Here is a 14282-nt window from a genome sequence, read left to right as displayed (position 1 = left end):
ACACCTGGACCCGGATGCGGGCATCGGCATGGGACGGGGCATGGGACGCCCCCGGTCAGGGCTGCTGGAAACCGGCCTGCCGGAGGATCCGCTGCGCCTCGGGAGTGGAGAGCCACTTCACGAAGGCGTCCGCGGCGGCGGTGTTCTTCGTCGCCTTGAGGGTGGCGGCGGGGTAGGAGGCGATGGCGTTCTGGTCGTCCGGGATCTCCACGGCGTCGACCTTGCCCTTCGACGCGGCCGCGTCCGTCTTGTAGACGAGCGCGGCGTCGGCCTCGCCCAGCTCGACCTTGGACAGGGCCGCCCGCACGTTCGGCTCCTGCGAGACGGGGGTGACCTTGAGGCCCTGCTTGTCGAGGACCTCCTTGCTGTAGCGGCCGGCCGGGACCTCGGGGGCCGCCAGGACCACCTTGATCTTGGAGTCGGCCAGGTCCTTCAGGGAGTCGATCTTGTGCGGGTTGCCGGGGGCGGTCGCGATGACGAGCCGGTTCTTCGCGATGACCGTCGGATCGTTCGTCTCGCCCTTCAGCCCGTCCATCGTCTTCGTGTCGGCGGTCACCAGGGCGTCGGCGGGCGCCCCCTGCTTGACCTGGGCGGCCAGTTCCTGCGATCCGGCGAAGGAGAAGGTCACCTTCGTCCCCGGGTGCCCCTTCTCGTAGGCCGCGCCCGCCTGCTGGAACACGTCCGTGAGGGAGGCCGCCGCCAGCACGGTCAGCCGCGCCGCGGGCACCGATGCCGATTCCGGCGGTGACGGGGAGGCGGAACCGGTGGCGGCGTCACTGCTGCCGCAGGCCGCGAGGGCGGGAAGCAGCAGGACCCCGGCCGCAGCGGCGGCGGCATGGTGGAGGCGTGAAGGCCCCGGGGGACGGATGGCCATGGCGAATTCTCCCTTTTCCTCGCGTCGTTAAAAGCGATCGCAATTCCGAGAATCTCTGCGGTTCTGCCGGGCTTTTGCCATGCCAGCGTACCCGTATGCATCGCATCTGCCGACTTGTCCGCCAGGGCTGCCGCAAGGGGCCGGCTCCGTCCAGAGGTCGAAAGTCCCAGGTCAGGCGGTCATCGGGCCCGGCCGAATCAGGCCGTGAGACCTCCTCGGATAAGCCAGGGGGATTCGGCTGTTCGGTTGGCGAATGAGAGGTGGCGTCCGTGGCCGGATTTGCGCTCCTGTAATGTCGGCCGTAACGCAGGTCACACCGGGCCGGCGTATTTCCGTCCCCGTTTTCTTCTTCAGTGAGGCGTGGTTTTCATGACCCTGTCCATCCGCAACCAGATCGCCGGAACCGTCACCTCGGTCACGGCCGGCGAGGCCATGTCCTCGGTGAAGGTCCGTCTGGAGGGCGGCCAGGAGGTCACCGCGGCGATCACCACCGACGCCGCCAAGGAGCTGGGCCTGGCCGAGGGCTCGGCGGTCAAGGCCCTGGTGAAGGCGACCGAGGTCTCCCTGGCCACCGCCGCCGTCTCCGGCGTCTCCATCCGCAACCAGATCCCCGGCACCGTCGTCGACGTGGCCGCCGGCCCGGCCATGGCCTCGGTCAAGGTCGACGTGGCCGGCGGCGGCCTCACCGCCGCCATCACCGCCGACGCCGCCAAGGACCTCGGCCTCGCCGCCGGTACCTCCGTCGTCGCCCTGATCAAGGCCACCGAGATCTCCCTCGCCGCCGCCTGACCCTCGGTCACGCGCCGGGCGCGGTTCCTCCCGCGCCGGGTGCCGGCGCCGTCGGCCGGCCGGGTCCCCTTCGGGGCCGGCCGGCCGACGTCCGTCTCAGACGAGGTCCAGCAGTTCCGCGTGCACGGCGGTGTGGCCGTGCCGTTCGTCGACGAGGTGGATCTGCAGGATCCAGTGGGCCCGCCACCCCTCCTCCAGGGTCCGGCGCAGGGGAAGGCCGTTGTCCGGGCCGATGAAGACCTCCGGCCGTGCCGCCTCCTCGTACGGGGCGGGCGCGGTGCCGGTCAGCCGGCCGCAGTGCGGGGCGCCCAGGCTCCGGCCGGCCTCCGCCGCCAGGCGAAGGACCTCCGCGTAGAGCTCGCGGCCGGTCAGGGAGTCTTCGGCCCGAAGGGCGTTCCGGGCGCCGGTGGCCACGGCGGCCGCGTCGCGCACGAGGCGCCGGCGCGCGAGGTCGTCACCGATGGCCACGGTCCGGGCGAAGCCCGTCTCGTACGGGGCCAGCAGCGACTCGAAGTCCAGCACGACCAAGTCCTGCGCGCCGATGACCCGTTCCGGCCATCGCCCGCCCACCACGGTGTTCGCCCCCGCCCGCGCGAACCGGCGGCCGACCCGGCCCGCCCGTACGCCGAACACCTCCCGGGCGATCAGGGCGATCCGGTTGTCGACCTCCTCCTCGCCGCGCCCGGGCTGGATCACCTGAGCGCCGACCACGTGCGCGAACAGGCGCTGCGCCATGCGCTGGCCTTCCAGAAGGTGCAGGGAGCGCAGCCCCATGTCGATCCGGTCCAACGTCGCCATCGTGCGTCCTTGCTGTGAGCCCCTAGTCGCGCCGCCCGTCGCCGGGCCCGCCCGCGCGAGGGTGACCACCGGACCGGCTGTTGCGCGCCGGAGCGGTCACGAAGCGGAGGTGGTGATCGACCGGCGCGAAGGGTGGGCCCTGACCACGTCGCCGAACCTAACAGCGTGCCCCCGCCCGGCGTCACCGGTGGATCATCCAGGGCTGGACCGATCCCGGACGCGCATCTTGGTTCCCCGTACGAGAGCGGCCGGGTGCGGCAAGGGCCCCGCGGGGCAACCGCGTTGGGTCCCGGGGCGGCGCCGGCGGTGCCGCCCCGGCCCCTTCCTCAGCCCGCCACCCGGGCCATCCACGCCTCGACCTCGTCCGCCGAACGCGGCAGGCCCGCGGACAGGTTCTCGTGGCCGTCGGCGGTCACCAGCAGGTCGTCCTCGATCCGGACGCCGATGCCGCGCCACTCCTCCGGCACCGTGAGGTCGTCCGGCTGGAAGTACAGCCCCGGCTCCACCGTGAGGACCATGCCCGGCTCCAGCACGCCCTCGACGTACTCCTCGGTGCGCGCGGCGGCGCAGTCGTGGACGTCCAGGCCCAGCATGTGGCCGGTGCCGGCCATGGTGAACCGGCGCTGCAGGCCGAGCTCGAACGCACGGTCCGCCGGGCCCTCGATGAAGCCCCACTCGACGAGCCTCTCCGCCAGGTGGCGCTGCGCCGCCACGTGGAAGTCGCGGTAGGCCGCCCCGGGCTTCACGGCGGCGAAGCCCGCCTGCTGGGCCTCGTACACGGCGTCGTACACCGTGCGCTGCACCTCCGTGAACGTGCCGCTGACGGGGAGGGTGCGGGTGACGTCGGCGGTGTAGAGGGTGTGGGTCTCCACGCCGGCGTCGAGCAGGAGCAGGTCGCCGGGGCGCACCGGGCCGTCGTTGTCGGTCCAGTGCATGATCGTGGCGTGGTCGCCGGCGGCGCAGATGGAGCCGTATCCGACGGAGTTGCCCTCCAGCCGCGCCCGGCGGAAGAAGGTGCCCTCGATCCACCGCTCGGAGGAGTCGACGGCCCGGGAGAGCTCGCCGACGCAGTCGGTGAACCCGCGCACGGTGGAGTCGACCGCCTTGCGCATCTCGCCGATCTCCCACTCGTCCTTGACGAGGCGCAGCCCGCTCAGGGCCTCCTCCAGCTCGGCGTCGCGTCCGGCGTCGGTGCTGACCGCCGCCTCCAGCGCCGGGTCGACCCCGCGGACGATGCGGGTGGGCGCCTCGGGCGCGGCGGCCAGGTCGGACGCCGCCGCGCGGACGTCACGGCACGACAGGCCGAGGACGCGCTCCGACTCGGCGAGGGAGCGGCGGCGGCCCATCCACAGCTCGGCGGTGTAGCCCAGCCAGAACTCGTCGCTGTCCCGGCCGTCGCGCGGCAGCAGGTAGCAGTACGCGTCGTGGCCGCCGTCAGGGCGGGGTTCGAGGACGAGCGCGCCGTCACGGGCCCGGTCCCCGGTCATGTGGACGTAGCCGGAGTACGGGCGGAACGGGTAGGGGTCGTCGTTCGAGCGGGTCTTGAGGTTCCCGGACGGGACGACCAGCCGCTCGCCGGGGAAGAGCGCCGAGAGCGCGGCGCGGCGCAGGGCCGCGTGCGGGGCCTGCTCGTCGAGCGCGAGGCCGTGCTGCTCGGTGTCCGCCCAGCCCGTCCTCATGAGGGCGGACAGTTCCCCGGAGATCTCCGAGTAGAGGCCGTTCTTACGGGCGTTCGCCACGTCGTGCACCTTCTTCCGGACGGGTTCGACCGCCGGGGACCCCGGCGACTCCCGGACGGTACTGCGGCGGCGCGCCCCCGGAGGCCCGGCCGTGTCAGTGGCACTGATCGGCCACCGATGGCCCCGGGGCCGTCGATAATGCGGTGCATGGCGAACGCGAGACTGGACGAGGCGCTGCGGATGCTGGGGGTCGGCCCCGCGGCGTGCCGCGTGTACCTGGCCCTCCTGGAACTGGCCCCGGCGCCCCTCACCGCGATCGGGCGGGCGGCCGGGCTGGAGGGCGCCGCGTTCGCCGCGGCGTACGGCGAGCTGGTCGACGCCGGGCTGGCGGGCGCCGCCGAGAACGGCGCGGACGTGGTGGCGCCCGTCCCGCCCGCCGCCGGCCTGGAGATCCTCGCCAGGCACCGCGCGGCCGAACTGGAGGCCTCCCGGATCACGGTCGGCGGCGCGTTCGAATCGTTCCGCCGGCAGCGGCTCACGGCGCAGGACGACCACCTCGTCGAAGTGGTCACCGGCGACGCCGTCGGCCCGCGGCTCCGCCAGGCCTGGGACAGCGCCCGCGAGCAGATCCGCCAGCTGGAGTCGCCGCCCTACTTCCCGCAGACCGAGGCCCTCGACGACGCACTGGCCACCCTCGCCCGCGGAGTGACGCAGCGGGTCGTCTACTCGAAGGCGTCACTGGAGACGCCCGGACGGCTGGAGACGGCCATCGAGCCGTGCATCGAGGCGGGCGAGCAGGCCCGGGTGGCGCCGACGGTACCGGTCAAACTGCTGATCATCGACGAGGCGTACGCGCTGGTGTCCCTGTCGATCAGGGAGTCCGACGTGCACAACACGACGCTGGTGGTCCAGCCGTGCGGGCTGCTCTCGGCCCTGATCGCCCTGTTCGAACAGACCTGGGGGCAGGCGCTCCCCTTCCACGGCCGGACCACTCGCCCGGCCGGGCTCCCGCCGGCCGACCGTCGGCTGCTCCGGCTCCTCGCCGGCGGCGCGGCGGACGAGGTCATCGCCCGCGAACTGGGCATCAGCCGCCGCACCTTCTTCCGCCGCCTCCAGATCCTGATGGCCCGCCTGGGCGCCGAGAACCGCTTCCAGATGGCCCTCCAGGCCCAGCGCAACGGCTGGCTGTGACCCACGCGGCCGGCCCGCCCGGGGGCGCAGCCCTCAGGGGGTGAGGACGATCTTTCCCGTCACGCGGCCGGACTCGCTGAGTCCATGGGCTCCGGCGGCCTCCTCCAGCGGCAGGACCCGGTCGACGGCGGCCCGCAGGAGGCCCCGCTCCACCAGGTCGGTGATGTGCTCCAGATCGGCGCCGGACGGGGTGAACCCGAACTCGGCGAAGCGGATGCCGCGCGCCTCGGCCTGCTCCCGGACGGCGGTCCGGTCGGGGCCGGTGCCGCGTACGTCGACGAGGATCCCGCCGGGCACGAGCGTCCTCAGCGACCGGGGCCCGTAGTCGCCGCCGATCGGGTCCAGGACCACGTCGACGTCACGCACGGCCTCGGTGAAGTCGTGGGCGGTGTAGTCGACGAGCAGGTCGGCGCCCAAGCCGCGCAGGAACCCGTGCTTGCCCTCGCGGGCGGTGCCGATGACGTAGGCGCCGCGCGCCTTGGCGATCTGCACCGCGAGATGTCCGATCCCGCCGGCCGCCGCGTGGACGAGCACCCGCTGCCCGCTGCCGACGGCGGCGACCCGCACGAGCGACTGCCAGGCGGTGAGCGCCGCGACCGGCAGCGCGGCGGCGGCCACCGCGCTGATGCCCGCCGGCGCGGCGGCGAGGGCCGCCACCGGTGCGACGGCGTACTCGGCATGGGAGCCGTGGGGCGGAAACGCGCAACCGTACACCTGGTCGCCCGGCTCGAACCGCCCCGTCCCCTCGTCGCCGAGGGCCACCACCACCCCGCACAGGTCGAGACCCAGCGTGAACGGGGGCGCGCCGAACTTCCTCACCGCGCCGGAACGGACCTTCCAGTCGGCCGGATTCACCCCGGCCGCGTGGACGCGCACCAGCGCCTCGCCGCGACCCGGCGCCGGCAGGTCCGTCTCGACGACCTCCAGGACGTCCGGGCCGCCGTAGCCGCGCTGGCTGACCGCACGCATACGGGCGGTCGTACGGGCGGTCGTACGGGTGGTCATACGGAAGCTCCTCTCGGGTCGACGGCCGGACCGGCCGCTCGTGATCACCATCCTCAACGCCCCGGTACCCCTTGTGAAGTAGGCACCTGATTGATACCCAGGTACCTCATGGAAACCAACGCGAGCGCACCCTCCGAGGACTGGACCGCCGTCTACCGCCGCGACTGCCCCTCGCGCACCGTCGTCGAGATGCTGGCCAACAAGTGGGTGCTGTACGTCCTGGCCGCCCTCCGCCGGGCGGACCGGCCGATGCGGTTCAGCGAACTGCGCCGGCTCCTCGACGGGATCACGCAGAAGATGCTGACCCAGACCCTGCGCGCGCTGGAACGGGACGGCCTGGTGAACCGCACGGTCTACCCCACCGTCCCGCCCCGCGTGGAGTACGGACTCACCGGACTCGGCGTCGAGGCCGGCCGGCTGACCGGCGCCATCGGCGCATGGTCGGTCGAGCACGCCCGGCAGGTCCTGGCCGCCCGCCGCGACTTCGACGACCGGGCCGCCACACCCCCGCAGCCCGTATCGCCGCCCGGCACGATCCGGTCGTGACAGGCCGCCGTCAGGGCTTGCGGTGCCGGCCCGTTCCCCTGTCCAGCCGGGTGGTGCGACCGGGGACTTGGGCCGCCTGTGCCCGGGCGGAGGGGTTGAGGAGGCGGCATGCCGCGGCGTGGTCCTCGACCACGGTGACGGTGACCCACTGGAAGCCGTCCCGGCTCATCCCGGTGGTGGCACTGGAGCGGGTGGCCTGAGAACTCCGGCGCCGGTGCGCCGGCACGTCCCGAGGACGCGCCGCCGCACCGCGCGGACCCGGGCGGGTCAGCCGCAGGAGCCGGAGATCCAGCGGTGGGAGCGGACCTTGTACGTCCCGGCGAGGTTGGCCCCGTGCTGCCGGCGCTCGCAGCCGATCCGGTCGGTGTAGTCCGTGCCGAGGTAGTAGGCGACACCGGTGGCGCTCGATACGCCGGCGTTGAACGCGGACTTCACGTTCGTGGTGCCGGCCCACGAGCAGCGGATGCTGCCGCTCAGCCAGTCGGGGTCCGCCTCCGACCAGGCGCAGCGCTGACCGGTGAAGTTGAACTCCGTCCAGAAGCAGACGTTCCCGGAACCGCAGTCGATGGCGGCCCGCGCCAACGCCTCCCGGCTCGGGACGGGCACGGCGGCTGGCGCGGCCTCGGCGGTGGCGGGCACCAGGGCGGCGGTCAGGGCGAGCGCGGCGGTCGAAACGGCCATGCCCACACGGTTCTTGCGCATGCGGGAGATCCCTTTCTCTGGTTGAGCAGGGCGGCAAGCACGTGGTGTACGGAGTCGGGCGCCCGCGGCGCTCCGACTCGGCGGCCACACCCTGCCAGCGCCGTCGTGCGGGCAACAAGGCGACGCGGGGAAACCGTCCGAAAGCACCGGCCCCCTTTCCGCCACCGCACGTGATGAGGTCTGCCCTGCACGTCCGGGGCGGCCGGGGCGGCGTGCGGCGGATCATGGTTCAATGCCGAGCGTGACAGAGTCCATACGCCCTGGTGGAAACTGGAGTTCCGAGATCGGACCGCTGGGTCCCGGCGATCCGCGGGAGGTCGGCCCCTACCTCATCGAGGGACGGCTGGGCGCGGGCGGCATGGGGCAGGTCTTCCTCGGCACGTCGGCGAGCGGCCGCCGGGTCGCCGTGAAGCTGATCCGGCCGGAGCTGGCCGGCAGCGCCCGGTTCCGGGAGCGGTTCGCGCGGGAGGCCGCCGCCGCGCGGCAGGTCGGCGGGTTCCACACGGCGCAGGTCGTGGACGCCGATCCGGCGGCGGAACCGCCGTGGCTGGCCACCGCGTTCGTACCGGGTCCGACCCTGCAACGGCTGGTCGACGCCGACGGGCCCCGCGACCCGGAGGCCGTGCTGCGGCTCGGCGCCGGCATCGCCGAAGGGCTGGCCGCCATCCACCGGTGCGGGCTCGTGCACCGGGACCTCAAGCCGGGCAACGTGATCGTGGCCGAGGACGGTCCGCGCATCATCGACTTCGGCATCGCGCTCGAACCGGGCGCGGACGCGCAGACCCGGGCCGGGTCGGTCATCGGGACGTACGCCTACATGTCACCGGAGCAGGTACGGGGCGAGGCGCTCTCGCCCGCCGGCGACGTGTTCGCCTTCGGCTCGGTACTCGTGTTCGCGGCGACCGGCCGCAGCCCCTTCGACGCGACGACCGTCCCGGCCATCGTGCACCGGGTCGTCACCGAACCGCCCCGGCTCGACGGCCTGGCCGCCCCCTTGCGCGAGCTGGTCGAGGCATGCCTCGCCAAGGACCCCGCCCACCGCCCCGGCATGGACGAGGTCCTGACCCGCCTCTCGGTCACCGGCCCGCGGAGAGGACCGAACACCGCGCCCGGCACGCCACCCGGCACCCTCGGAGCGGCACCGGGCGCCTCCGGGGCTGCTCCGGGCGCGTCCGGGACGGAGCCGGGCGCCTCTGGGACGGCACCAGACGCCTCTGGGACGGCGCCCGGCGCCTCCGCGACAGCACATGGCGCCTCCGGGACCGCGCTCGGTGTCTTCGGCACGGCGCCCGATGCCTTCGAGCCCGCGCCCAGTCCCGTCGAGGCCACCCCCGGTGCCCCCGTAGCCGCGCCCGCCTTCTTCGAGGCCACGCCCGGTGCCCCCGCCCCCGGCCCCTTCGCAGCCGCGCCGGGTCCCGTCGAGGCCGCGCCAGGCGGCACGTTCCACGCCCTGCCGACGCAGTCGGCCGAGGCGCCGGCGGGGCCGCCCGTCCCGCCCGGTACGCCCACCGCCCCCGCTCTCCCCAAGGCCGGGGCCGGAGCCGTGTCCCGCCGTACGCTGCTCCTCGGCGGGATCGGCGTCGCCGCGGCGGCGGCCGTCGCCGTACCCGCCTACCTGCTGCGCGACTCCTGGCTGGGATCGGCGTCGCAGCCGGACCGGACCCGGCCCGTGGCCCGGCTCGAAGGGCACCCGCAGTCCCTGACGCGCCTCGCCTTCAGCCCGGACGGCCGGACCCTGGCCGCCGCCGGGTCCGCCGGCGAGCTGTGGCTGTGGGACACCGTCACCCGCCGTACGGTCACCAAGTTCGGGGGAGAGCCTCCGCGCGCGAACGGCCTGGTCTTCACCCCGGACGGCCGTACACTGGTGGGCAGTTGCGATGACGGAACCCTCAGGCGCTGGGACGTACGGTCCCGGACGCCCCTTCCCGCGGTCACCGGATTCGAGCCGTACTCGCTTCCGACCCCGTACTCCCTCGCGGTCAGCCCCGACGGCACCGTCCTCGCCGCAGCCGGCGCGGGCGCGCTCCAGCTGTTCGACCTGGCGAGCGGCCGCCGCCTGAAGAAGCTCGAAGCGGGCGAGCCGTCCGGCGTGGTGTTCACCCCGGACGGCAAGGCGGTGGCCACCGCCTCCCGCCAGCGGATCCTCCTCTGGGACGTCGGCGGCGAGGGCGGGGAACAGCCCAGGACGTTCACCGACGACTCCGTCGCGTTCCGCTTCAACCGGGTGCTGATCAGCCCGGACGGAAAGACCATCGGCGGCGCGGGGCCCGGCGTCCACCTGTGGGACCGGGAGACCGGACGGCCCACCGCCACCCTCACCTCACCGCACCGGCGCCTTGAGGAGGCCGCGTACCGGCCGGGCCACCGGATGATCGCGGGCGGCGGCTTCGGGCTCGGTCCCGGGGACGACGTCAACGACAAGGCCCTGGCCGCCACCGGCGGCACGATCACCCTCTGGGACCTGAACACCGGGCGGGTCGCCCTGACCCTCACCGCCGACCTCGCGCCGTCGGTCGCCGCCCCCCTGCTCTCCGCCCTGGAGTTCAGCCCGGACGGCAAGACCCTCGCGGCGGCGTTCAGTTCGTCGGACCGAACGATCCAGCTCTGGCGGCTCGCCTGACCGGCCGCCTCCCCTCTTCCTCTCAACGGACGGTACTCATGGACGCGTTGTTGCCCCACGACCCGCAGTGGGTCGGCCCCTACCGCCTGGAGGGACGGCTGGGCGAGGGCGGCATGGGCCAGGTCTTCCTCGGCACCTCGCCCGGCGGCCGCCCGGTCGCGGTGAAGCTCATCCGCGCGGAGCTGGCCGGCACCGGCCGGTTCCGGGAGCGGTTCGCGCGGGAGGTGGAGGCCGCACGGCAGGTCGGCGGCTTCCACACGGCGCAGGTCGTGGACGCCGACCCGGCCGCCGCTTCCCCCTGGCTGGTCACCGCCTTCATACCGGGCCCCACCCTGCACCGGGCGGTGGCCGAGGGCGGGCCGCTCGATCCGGTGGCGGCGCTGCGGCTCGGGGCGGGGCTCGCCGAAGGGCTCGCGGCGATCCACCGGTGCGGGCTGGTCCACCGGGACCTCAAGCCGGGCAACGTGATCGTGGCCGAGGACGGGCCGCGCATCATCGACTTCGGCATTGCGCGGGCCGTGGACGCGAGTTCACTGACCGCGACCGGATCCGTCATCGGGACCTACGCCTACATGTCGCCGGAGCAGATCCGCGCCGACCGGGCCGGACCGGCCAGCGACGTGTTCGCCCTCGGCGCGGTGCTCGCCTTCGCCGCGACGGGCCGCGGCCCGTTCGACGCGCCCTCCCTGCCGGCCGTCGTCCAGCGGATCCTGGACGAACCGCCCGCCCTCGACGGGATCGAGGGCGAGCTCCGGGCCGTCCTCACCGACTGCCTCGCCAAGGACCCGGCAGACCGCCCCGGCGTGGAGGGTCTGCCCGCACGGTTCGCGGCCGCCGTCGCGGGTACGGCACGGGTCGCCCCGCCACACCACGAACCGACCGTGGTGGCGGCCCCGTCCGGACGCACCCCGCAGCCGCCCGCGGGCCCGGTCCCCGCCGCGGGCCCGCGGCAGGACCCACGCGCACTGGCCGCCGAGGCCACCCGAACCCACGCACCCCCGACGTCCCCCGCGCCGCCTGCCCCCGGCACCCCCGCACCCGGCCCCTACAGCCCCGCACCCGCTGCCCGCCCCCACACCCCGGCCCCCGGCCCCCACAGCCCCGACGGCCCCGTGCCCGGGCGTCCGACCACCCCCGTGACCGCCCCGGCCCGCCGGGGGCCCTCGCGCCGCGCACTGCTCATCGCGGGCGCGTCGGCCGCAGGGCTCGCGGCGGTCGGCGTCCCCGCCTACCTGCTGCTCCGCGAGAACGACGTCATGGAGGGCCCGAGCGGCACGTACGAGCTCGCGTTCAGCCCCGACGGGAACACCCTGGCCGCCGCCGGCGGGGACGGCGAGATCTGGCGCTGGTCGCCACCCGGCAAGAAGGCGGGCGTCACCCGGATCGGCATCGCCCCGTACGTGCAGGCGCACGTCTTCACCCCGGACCTCAAGACGCTCTACCGGGCCGACGAGCACAGGATCCTGAAGTGGGACGTCGCCACGGGCCGCACGGTCGGGACGTTCACGGGGGAGACCACGGGCAAGGACCAGGACGGGTTCGTCCACGCTCTGGGGCTCAGCCCCGACGGGAAGACCCTGGCCGCCAGCAGCGGCCGCGGCCTGTACCTGTGGGACACCGGCTCCGGCTCCCGGCTCGCGCTGCACGAGGACGTCAAGAACGGCCCGGCCGCGTACAGCCCGGACGGGTCGATGCTCGTCACCGGATCGCCGGTCCAGCTGCGGAAGGGCTCGGCCGACGCCGTCCTGGCCACCCTCGACGCCACGGTCGCGAACGGCGCCGTCTTCAGCCCCGACGGCCAACTACTGGCCTTCGGCGACCAGGGCGACGGGGTGCGCCTGTGGAACACCGCGACCCGCCAGGACGTCGCCACCCTGGAAGGCCACAACTCCCCGGTCCAGGCGGTCGCCTTCCACCCCGACGGCCGCACCCTGGCCACCGGTGACCGCGACGGCAAGGTCATCATCTGGTCCACCACCTCCGGCACCTCCACCGCCACCCACGAACCCGGATCCTCCGTCGAGGCGCTGGCGTTCAGCCCCGACGGGAAGAAGCTGGCCGCCGGGTGCGGCAGCGGCACGAGCTCGGGCGGCAACGACACGGTGTGGCTGTGGGGGACCGGCTGAGCTCAGCCCGTCCTGGCGGCCGATGACCACACCGGCCGGGGGTCCTGTGGTCTGCGTCACAGCCGCAGAGGGCGCCGCGGTTGCCTTCCGTTCAGCAAAGAGAACGCGAACGTTCGCCGGATGGGTCATTGACGCAGGTCAGGGGTGCGACTGTGGCGTCAAATGGGGCAGGGTCCTCAAAGAGGGGTAACTGTGAACACCTGTACGGGGTTTGAGCGACCGACGGGTAACTGACAGTTGAAGAATTTTGCTCGGCTGCCGTCTCCACGAACGGGCCACTCGACAGGCTTTGCTGTTCCACGAGAGCAACCGCGCTCGGAGCGCCGCCCGGGGAAACGGCACTCACCCCACTTCAAGCATGAATGGACCACCACCCTGTGATGAACCACGACGTGGCCAGCCTGGCGCTGGCCCTGGCCGCCGCGGGACGCGCCTTCGCTCCCGACGTGCGGGCCCTGCTGCGGCGGCTCCTGGGCGCCGGCGTCCGAGTGGGAGCGGCGAGTCTGGTCGAACAGCGGGAAGCGGCTCGCCCCGAGGCGCTGGACGAGGGGAGCCGGTCGTGACCGAGCAGCCGCCCGCCGACTCCGCCGGCACGCGCGAACCCAGCCAGATCATGCCCCACGCGTACTGGGCCTTCCTCGCCCTCCACCACAAGCCCTACCTGGAGTACGCCCGGGTGCTGCTCGGCGACGAGGAGGAGGCCGCCGGCGCCGTCCACGCCACCTTCGTCCACCTCGCCGCGATATGGGCCCACCTGACGGCGCAGCCCAACATGGCCGCCTACGCGTGGGCGCAGCACAAACTGCTGGTCGCCGACGAGCTCATCATCAGCGGCCGCGAGCCGGCGGCCAGCGCGACGATGGCCTTCGACCGCGCCACGCGCGCCGCGACCTCCGCCGTCCTGCGCGACTTCCGCGAACAGTTCCGGGCGCAGATGGACGAGCTTGAGAACAGCATCGGTCTGTATGCGGCGATGGACCGCCTTCCGGAGCGGCAGTTCGATGTGATGGTGCTGTGCTACGCCCTGAAGTACACCACCAAGCAGACGGCCGACACGATGGGGATCACCCCGGCCACCGTCCGCACCCTGCGCTGCAGCGCGCGCCGGAGGATAGCCAAGGAAATGGGCCTGGACATCGAACTGGGCATCGAAGATGAGGAGTGATGAGTCCGTGCCCCACACCCCCCGCACCGTGGACGAGCTGCTGGCCCGCGCCAGGGTCTTCCAGGGCGACTACACGCCCGCGCACCTCGAAGCCGCGCGCGAACGCCTGGTCACCCACCTCACCGAGGCCCGCTGGAGCCACCTCCTGGCCGGCACGCCCACGGCTCCCGCGGCCCCGGCGAGCCGGCCCGCGGCCCTGCACGAACAGGCCGCCCACCAGCTGTGGGCCCTGTCCCAGAACGTCATCACCAACACCGAGGCCGCCGACCACATCGCCCGGTTCCAGGACGCGCGCGACCCCGGCGGTGCCCTCGCCTTCGCCTGCCTCCTGGACCTCGCCCACGTGGAGGACGGGGCCCAGTTCTGGTGGCAGTTCGCCGCCGGAGCCGGCAACCCCACCGGTGCCCTGTGCCTCTACCTCCTGCACCTGCGCCGCGGCGAGATGCGCGACGCCAGCCACTGGGCGAGCCAGATCGGCCAGCTCGAAGCCGCCGACGACGGCGCCATCGCGCACTACAGGCCCGTACCCCACGAGCAGACCCATCCCACCGCGCCCTCCGCCGGCATCACCATGCGCTACGAAACCCGCTCCGCTCCGGACGACATCTCCATCTCCGACGAAGCCGTCAAGGACACGGTCGAGCAGCTCGGCATGGACCGCCACGAGGAACTGGGCCGCATCCTGACCCCCACCGCGGGCCTGGCGAAGCAGATCGAGGAACTCGCCACCCACTGAACCCCGTTCGCGCCCCCGGCGGTCCCACGCACCACCGCCGGGGCATCGCTC

The 14282-nt window shown here is 73.7% G+C and carries 14 protein-coding genes; 8 read left to right on the top strand and 6 right to left on the bottom strand.

Going from position 1 to position 14282, the window contains the following annotated elements; translation table 11 throughout:
* Window positions 1-55 precede the first annotated feature (55 nt).
* Window positions 56-874 (bottom strand): molybdate ABC transporter substrate-binding protein, encoded by an 819-nt coding sequence (gene modA / locus AB0O29_RS03480; RefSeq protein WP_365145371.1) that lies wholly within the window; start codon window positions 872-874, stop codon window positions 56-58.
* A gap of 369 nt (window positions 875-1243) precedes the next feature.
* Here modA and AB0O29_RS03475 point away from each other — a divergent pair, with 369 nt between their 5' ends.
* Entirely contained in the window at window positions 1244-1663 is a 420-nt protein-coding gene (locus tag AB0O29_RS03475) for a TOBE domain-containing protein (RefSeq protein WP_365145368.1), read from the top strand.
* Between the two features lie 96 nt (window positions 1664-1759).
* Here the strand turns inward: AB0O29_RS03475 and AB0O29_RS03470 are convergent, their stop codons facing one another.
* Complete coding sequence (locus tag AB0O29_RS03470) at window positions 1760-2461, bottom strand: M24 family metallopeptidase (protein WP_365145365.1); 702 nt, start codon at window positions 2459-2461, stop codon at window positions 1760-1762.
* 326 nt (window positions 2462-2787) lie between these two features.
* Window positions 2788-4200, bottom strand: a complete 1413-nt coding sequence (locus AB0O29_RS03465) for an aminopeptidase P family protein (RefSeq protein WP_365145362.1) — start codon at window positions 4198-4200, stop codon at window positions 2788-2790.
* Window positions 4201-4347: 147 nt separating this feature from the next.
* Between AB0O29_RS03465 and AB0O29_RS03460 the strand changes: the two genes are divergently transcribed.
* Complete coding sequence (locus AB0O29_RS03460; protein WP_365145359.1) at window positions 4348-5331, top strand: helix-turn-helix transcriptional regulator; 984 nt, start codon at window positions 4348-4350, stop codon at window positions 5329-5331.
* A gap of 33 nt (window positions 5332-5364) precedes the next feature.
* Here AB0O29_RS03460 and AB0O29_RS03455 read toward each other — a convergent pair whose 3' ends face one another.
* On the bottom strand, window positions 5365-6336 hold the full coding sequence (locus AB0O29_RS03455; protein ID WP_365145356.1) for an NADP-dependent oxidoreductase: 972 nt from the start codon (window positions 6334-6336) through the stop codon (window positions 5365-5367).
* A gap of 108 nt (window positions 6337-6444) precedes the next feature.
* Here AB0O29_RS03455 and AB0O29_RS03450 point away from each other — a divergent pair, with 108 nt between their 5' ends.
* Entirely contained in the window at window positions 6445-6882 is a 438-nt protein-coding gene (locus tag AB0O29_RS03450; protein WP_365145354.1) for a helix-turn-helix domain-containing protein, read from the top strand.
* Window positions 6883-6892: 10 nt separating this feature from the next.
* On the opposite strand, the gene AB0O29_RS03445 is transcribed toward AB0O29_RS03450, so the two are convergent.
* Complete coding sequence (locus AB0O29_RS03445; RefSeq protein WP_365145351.1) at window positions 6893-7108, bottom strand: DUF6087 family protein; 216 nt, start codon at window positions 7106-7108, stop codon at window positions 6893-6895.
* Between the two features lie 41 nt (window positions 7109-7149).
* Complete coding sequence (locus tag AB0O29_RS03440) at window positions 7150-7584, bottom strand: peptidase inhibitor family I36 protein (protein ID WP_365145348.1); 435 nt, start codon at window positions 7582-7584, stop codon at window positions 7150-7152.
* A gap of 241 nt (window positions 7585-7825) precedes the next feature.
* On the opposite strand from AB0O29_RS03440, the gene AB0O29_RS03435 reads away from it, so the two are divergent.
* The 5 genes from AB0O29_RS03435 to AB0O29_RS03415 all read left to right on the top strand — a co-directional run bounded on the left by AB0O29_RS03435 (window position 7826) and on the right by AB0O29_RS03415 (window position 14231).
* Entirely contained in the window at window positions 7826-10204 is a 2379-nt protein-coding gene (locus AB0O29_RS03435; RefSeq protein ID WP_365145345.1) for a serine/threonine-protein kinase, read from the top strand.
* A 38-nt stretch (window positions 10205-10242) separates the two neighbouring features.
* Window positions 10243-12330, top strand: a complete 2088-nt coding sequence (locus AB0O29_RS03430; protein ID WP_365145342.1) for a protein kinase — start codon at window positions 10243-10245, stop codon at window positions 12328-12330.
* 380 nt (window positions 12331-12710) lie between these two features.
* Window positions 12711-12893 (top strand): hypothetical protein, encoded by a 183-nt coding sequence (locus AB0O29_RS03425; RefSeq protein WP_365145340.1) that lies wholly within the window; start codon window positions 12711-12713, stop codon window positions 12891-12893.
* Window positions 12890-13495, top strand: coding sequence for a sigma-70 family RNA polymerase sigma factor (locus tag AB0O29_RS03420; RefSeq protein ID WP_365145337.1), 606 nt, complete (start codon window positions 12890-12892; stop codon window positions 13493-13495). The genes AB0O29_RS03425 and AB0O29_RS03420 overlap by 4 nt, the downstream gene beginning before the upstream one ends.
* Window positions 13496-13502: 7 nt before the next feature.
* Entirely contained in the window at window positions 13503-14231 is a 729-nt protein-coding gene (locus AB0O29_RS03415; RefSeq protein WP_365145334.1) for a hypothetical protein, read from the top strand.
* The last annotated feature ends 51 nt before the right edge of the window (window positions 14232-14282 follow it).

The organism is Streptomyces sp. NPDC089915 (assembly GCF_040684675.1).
In the GTDB taxonomy this organism is placed as follows: domain Bacteria; phylum Actinomycetota; class Actinomycetes; order Streptomycetales; family Streptomycetaceae; genus Streptomyces.
Note: the sequence above shows the minus strand (reverse complement) of the source record. Positions and strands in the feature narration are given on the sequence as shown.

Excerpts from the sequence above, each read along its gene's own strand:
- modA (WP_365145371.1), bottom strand. The coding sequence starts at position 874 with ATGGCCATCCGTCCCCCGGGGCCTTCACGCCTCCACCATGCCGCCGCC.
- AB0O29_RS03475 (WP_365145368.1), top strand. The coding sequence starts at position 1,244 with ATGACCCTGTCCATCCGCAACCAGATCGCCGGAACCGTCACCTCGGTC.
- AB0O29_RS03470 (WP_365145365.1), bottom strand. The coding sequence starts at position 2,461 with ATGGCGACGTTGGACCGGATCGACATGGGGCTGCGCTCCCTGCACCTT.
- AB0O29_RS03460 (WP_365145359.1), top strand. The coding sequence starts at position 4,348 with ATGGCGAACGCGAGACTGGACGAGGCGCTGCGGATGCTGGGGGTCGGC.
- AB0O29_RS03455 (WP_365145356.1), bottom strand. The coding sequence starts at position 6,336 with ATGACCACCCGTACGACCGCCCGTACGACCGCCCGTATGCGTGCGGTC.
- AB0O29_RS03450 (WP_365145354.1), top strand. The coding sequence starts at position 6,445 with ATGGAAACCAACGCGAGCGCACCCTCCGAGGACTGGACCGCCGTCTAC.
- AB0O29_RS03440 (WP_365145348.1), bottom strand. The coding sequence starts at position 7,584 with ATGCGCAAGAACCGTGTGGGCATGGCCGTTTCGACCGCCGCGCTCGCC.
- AB0O29_RS03430 (WP_365145342.1), top strand. The coding sequence starts at position 10,243 with ATGGACGCGTTGTTGCCCCACGACCCGCAGTGGGTCGGCCCCTACCGC.
- AB0O29_RS03425 (WP_365145340.1), top strand. The coding sequence starts at position 12,711 with ATGAACCACGACGTGGCCAGCCTGGCGCTGGCCCTGGCCGCCGCGGGA.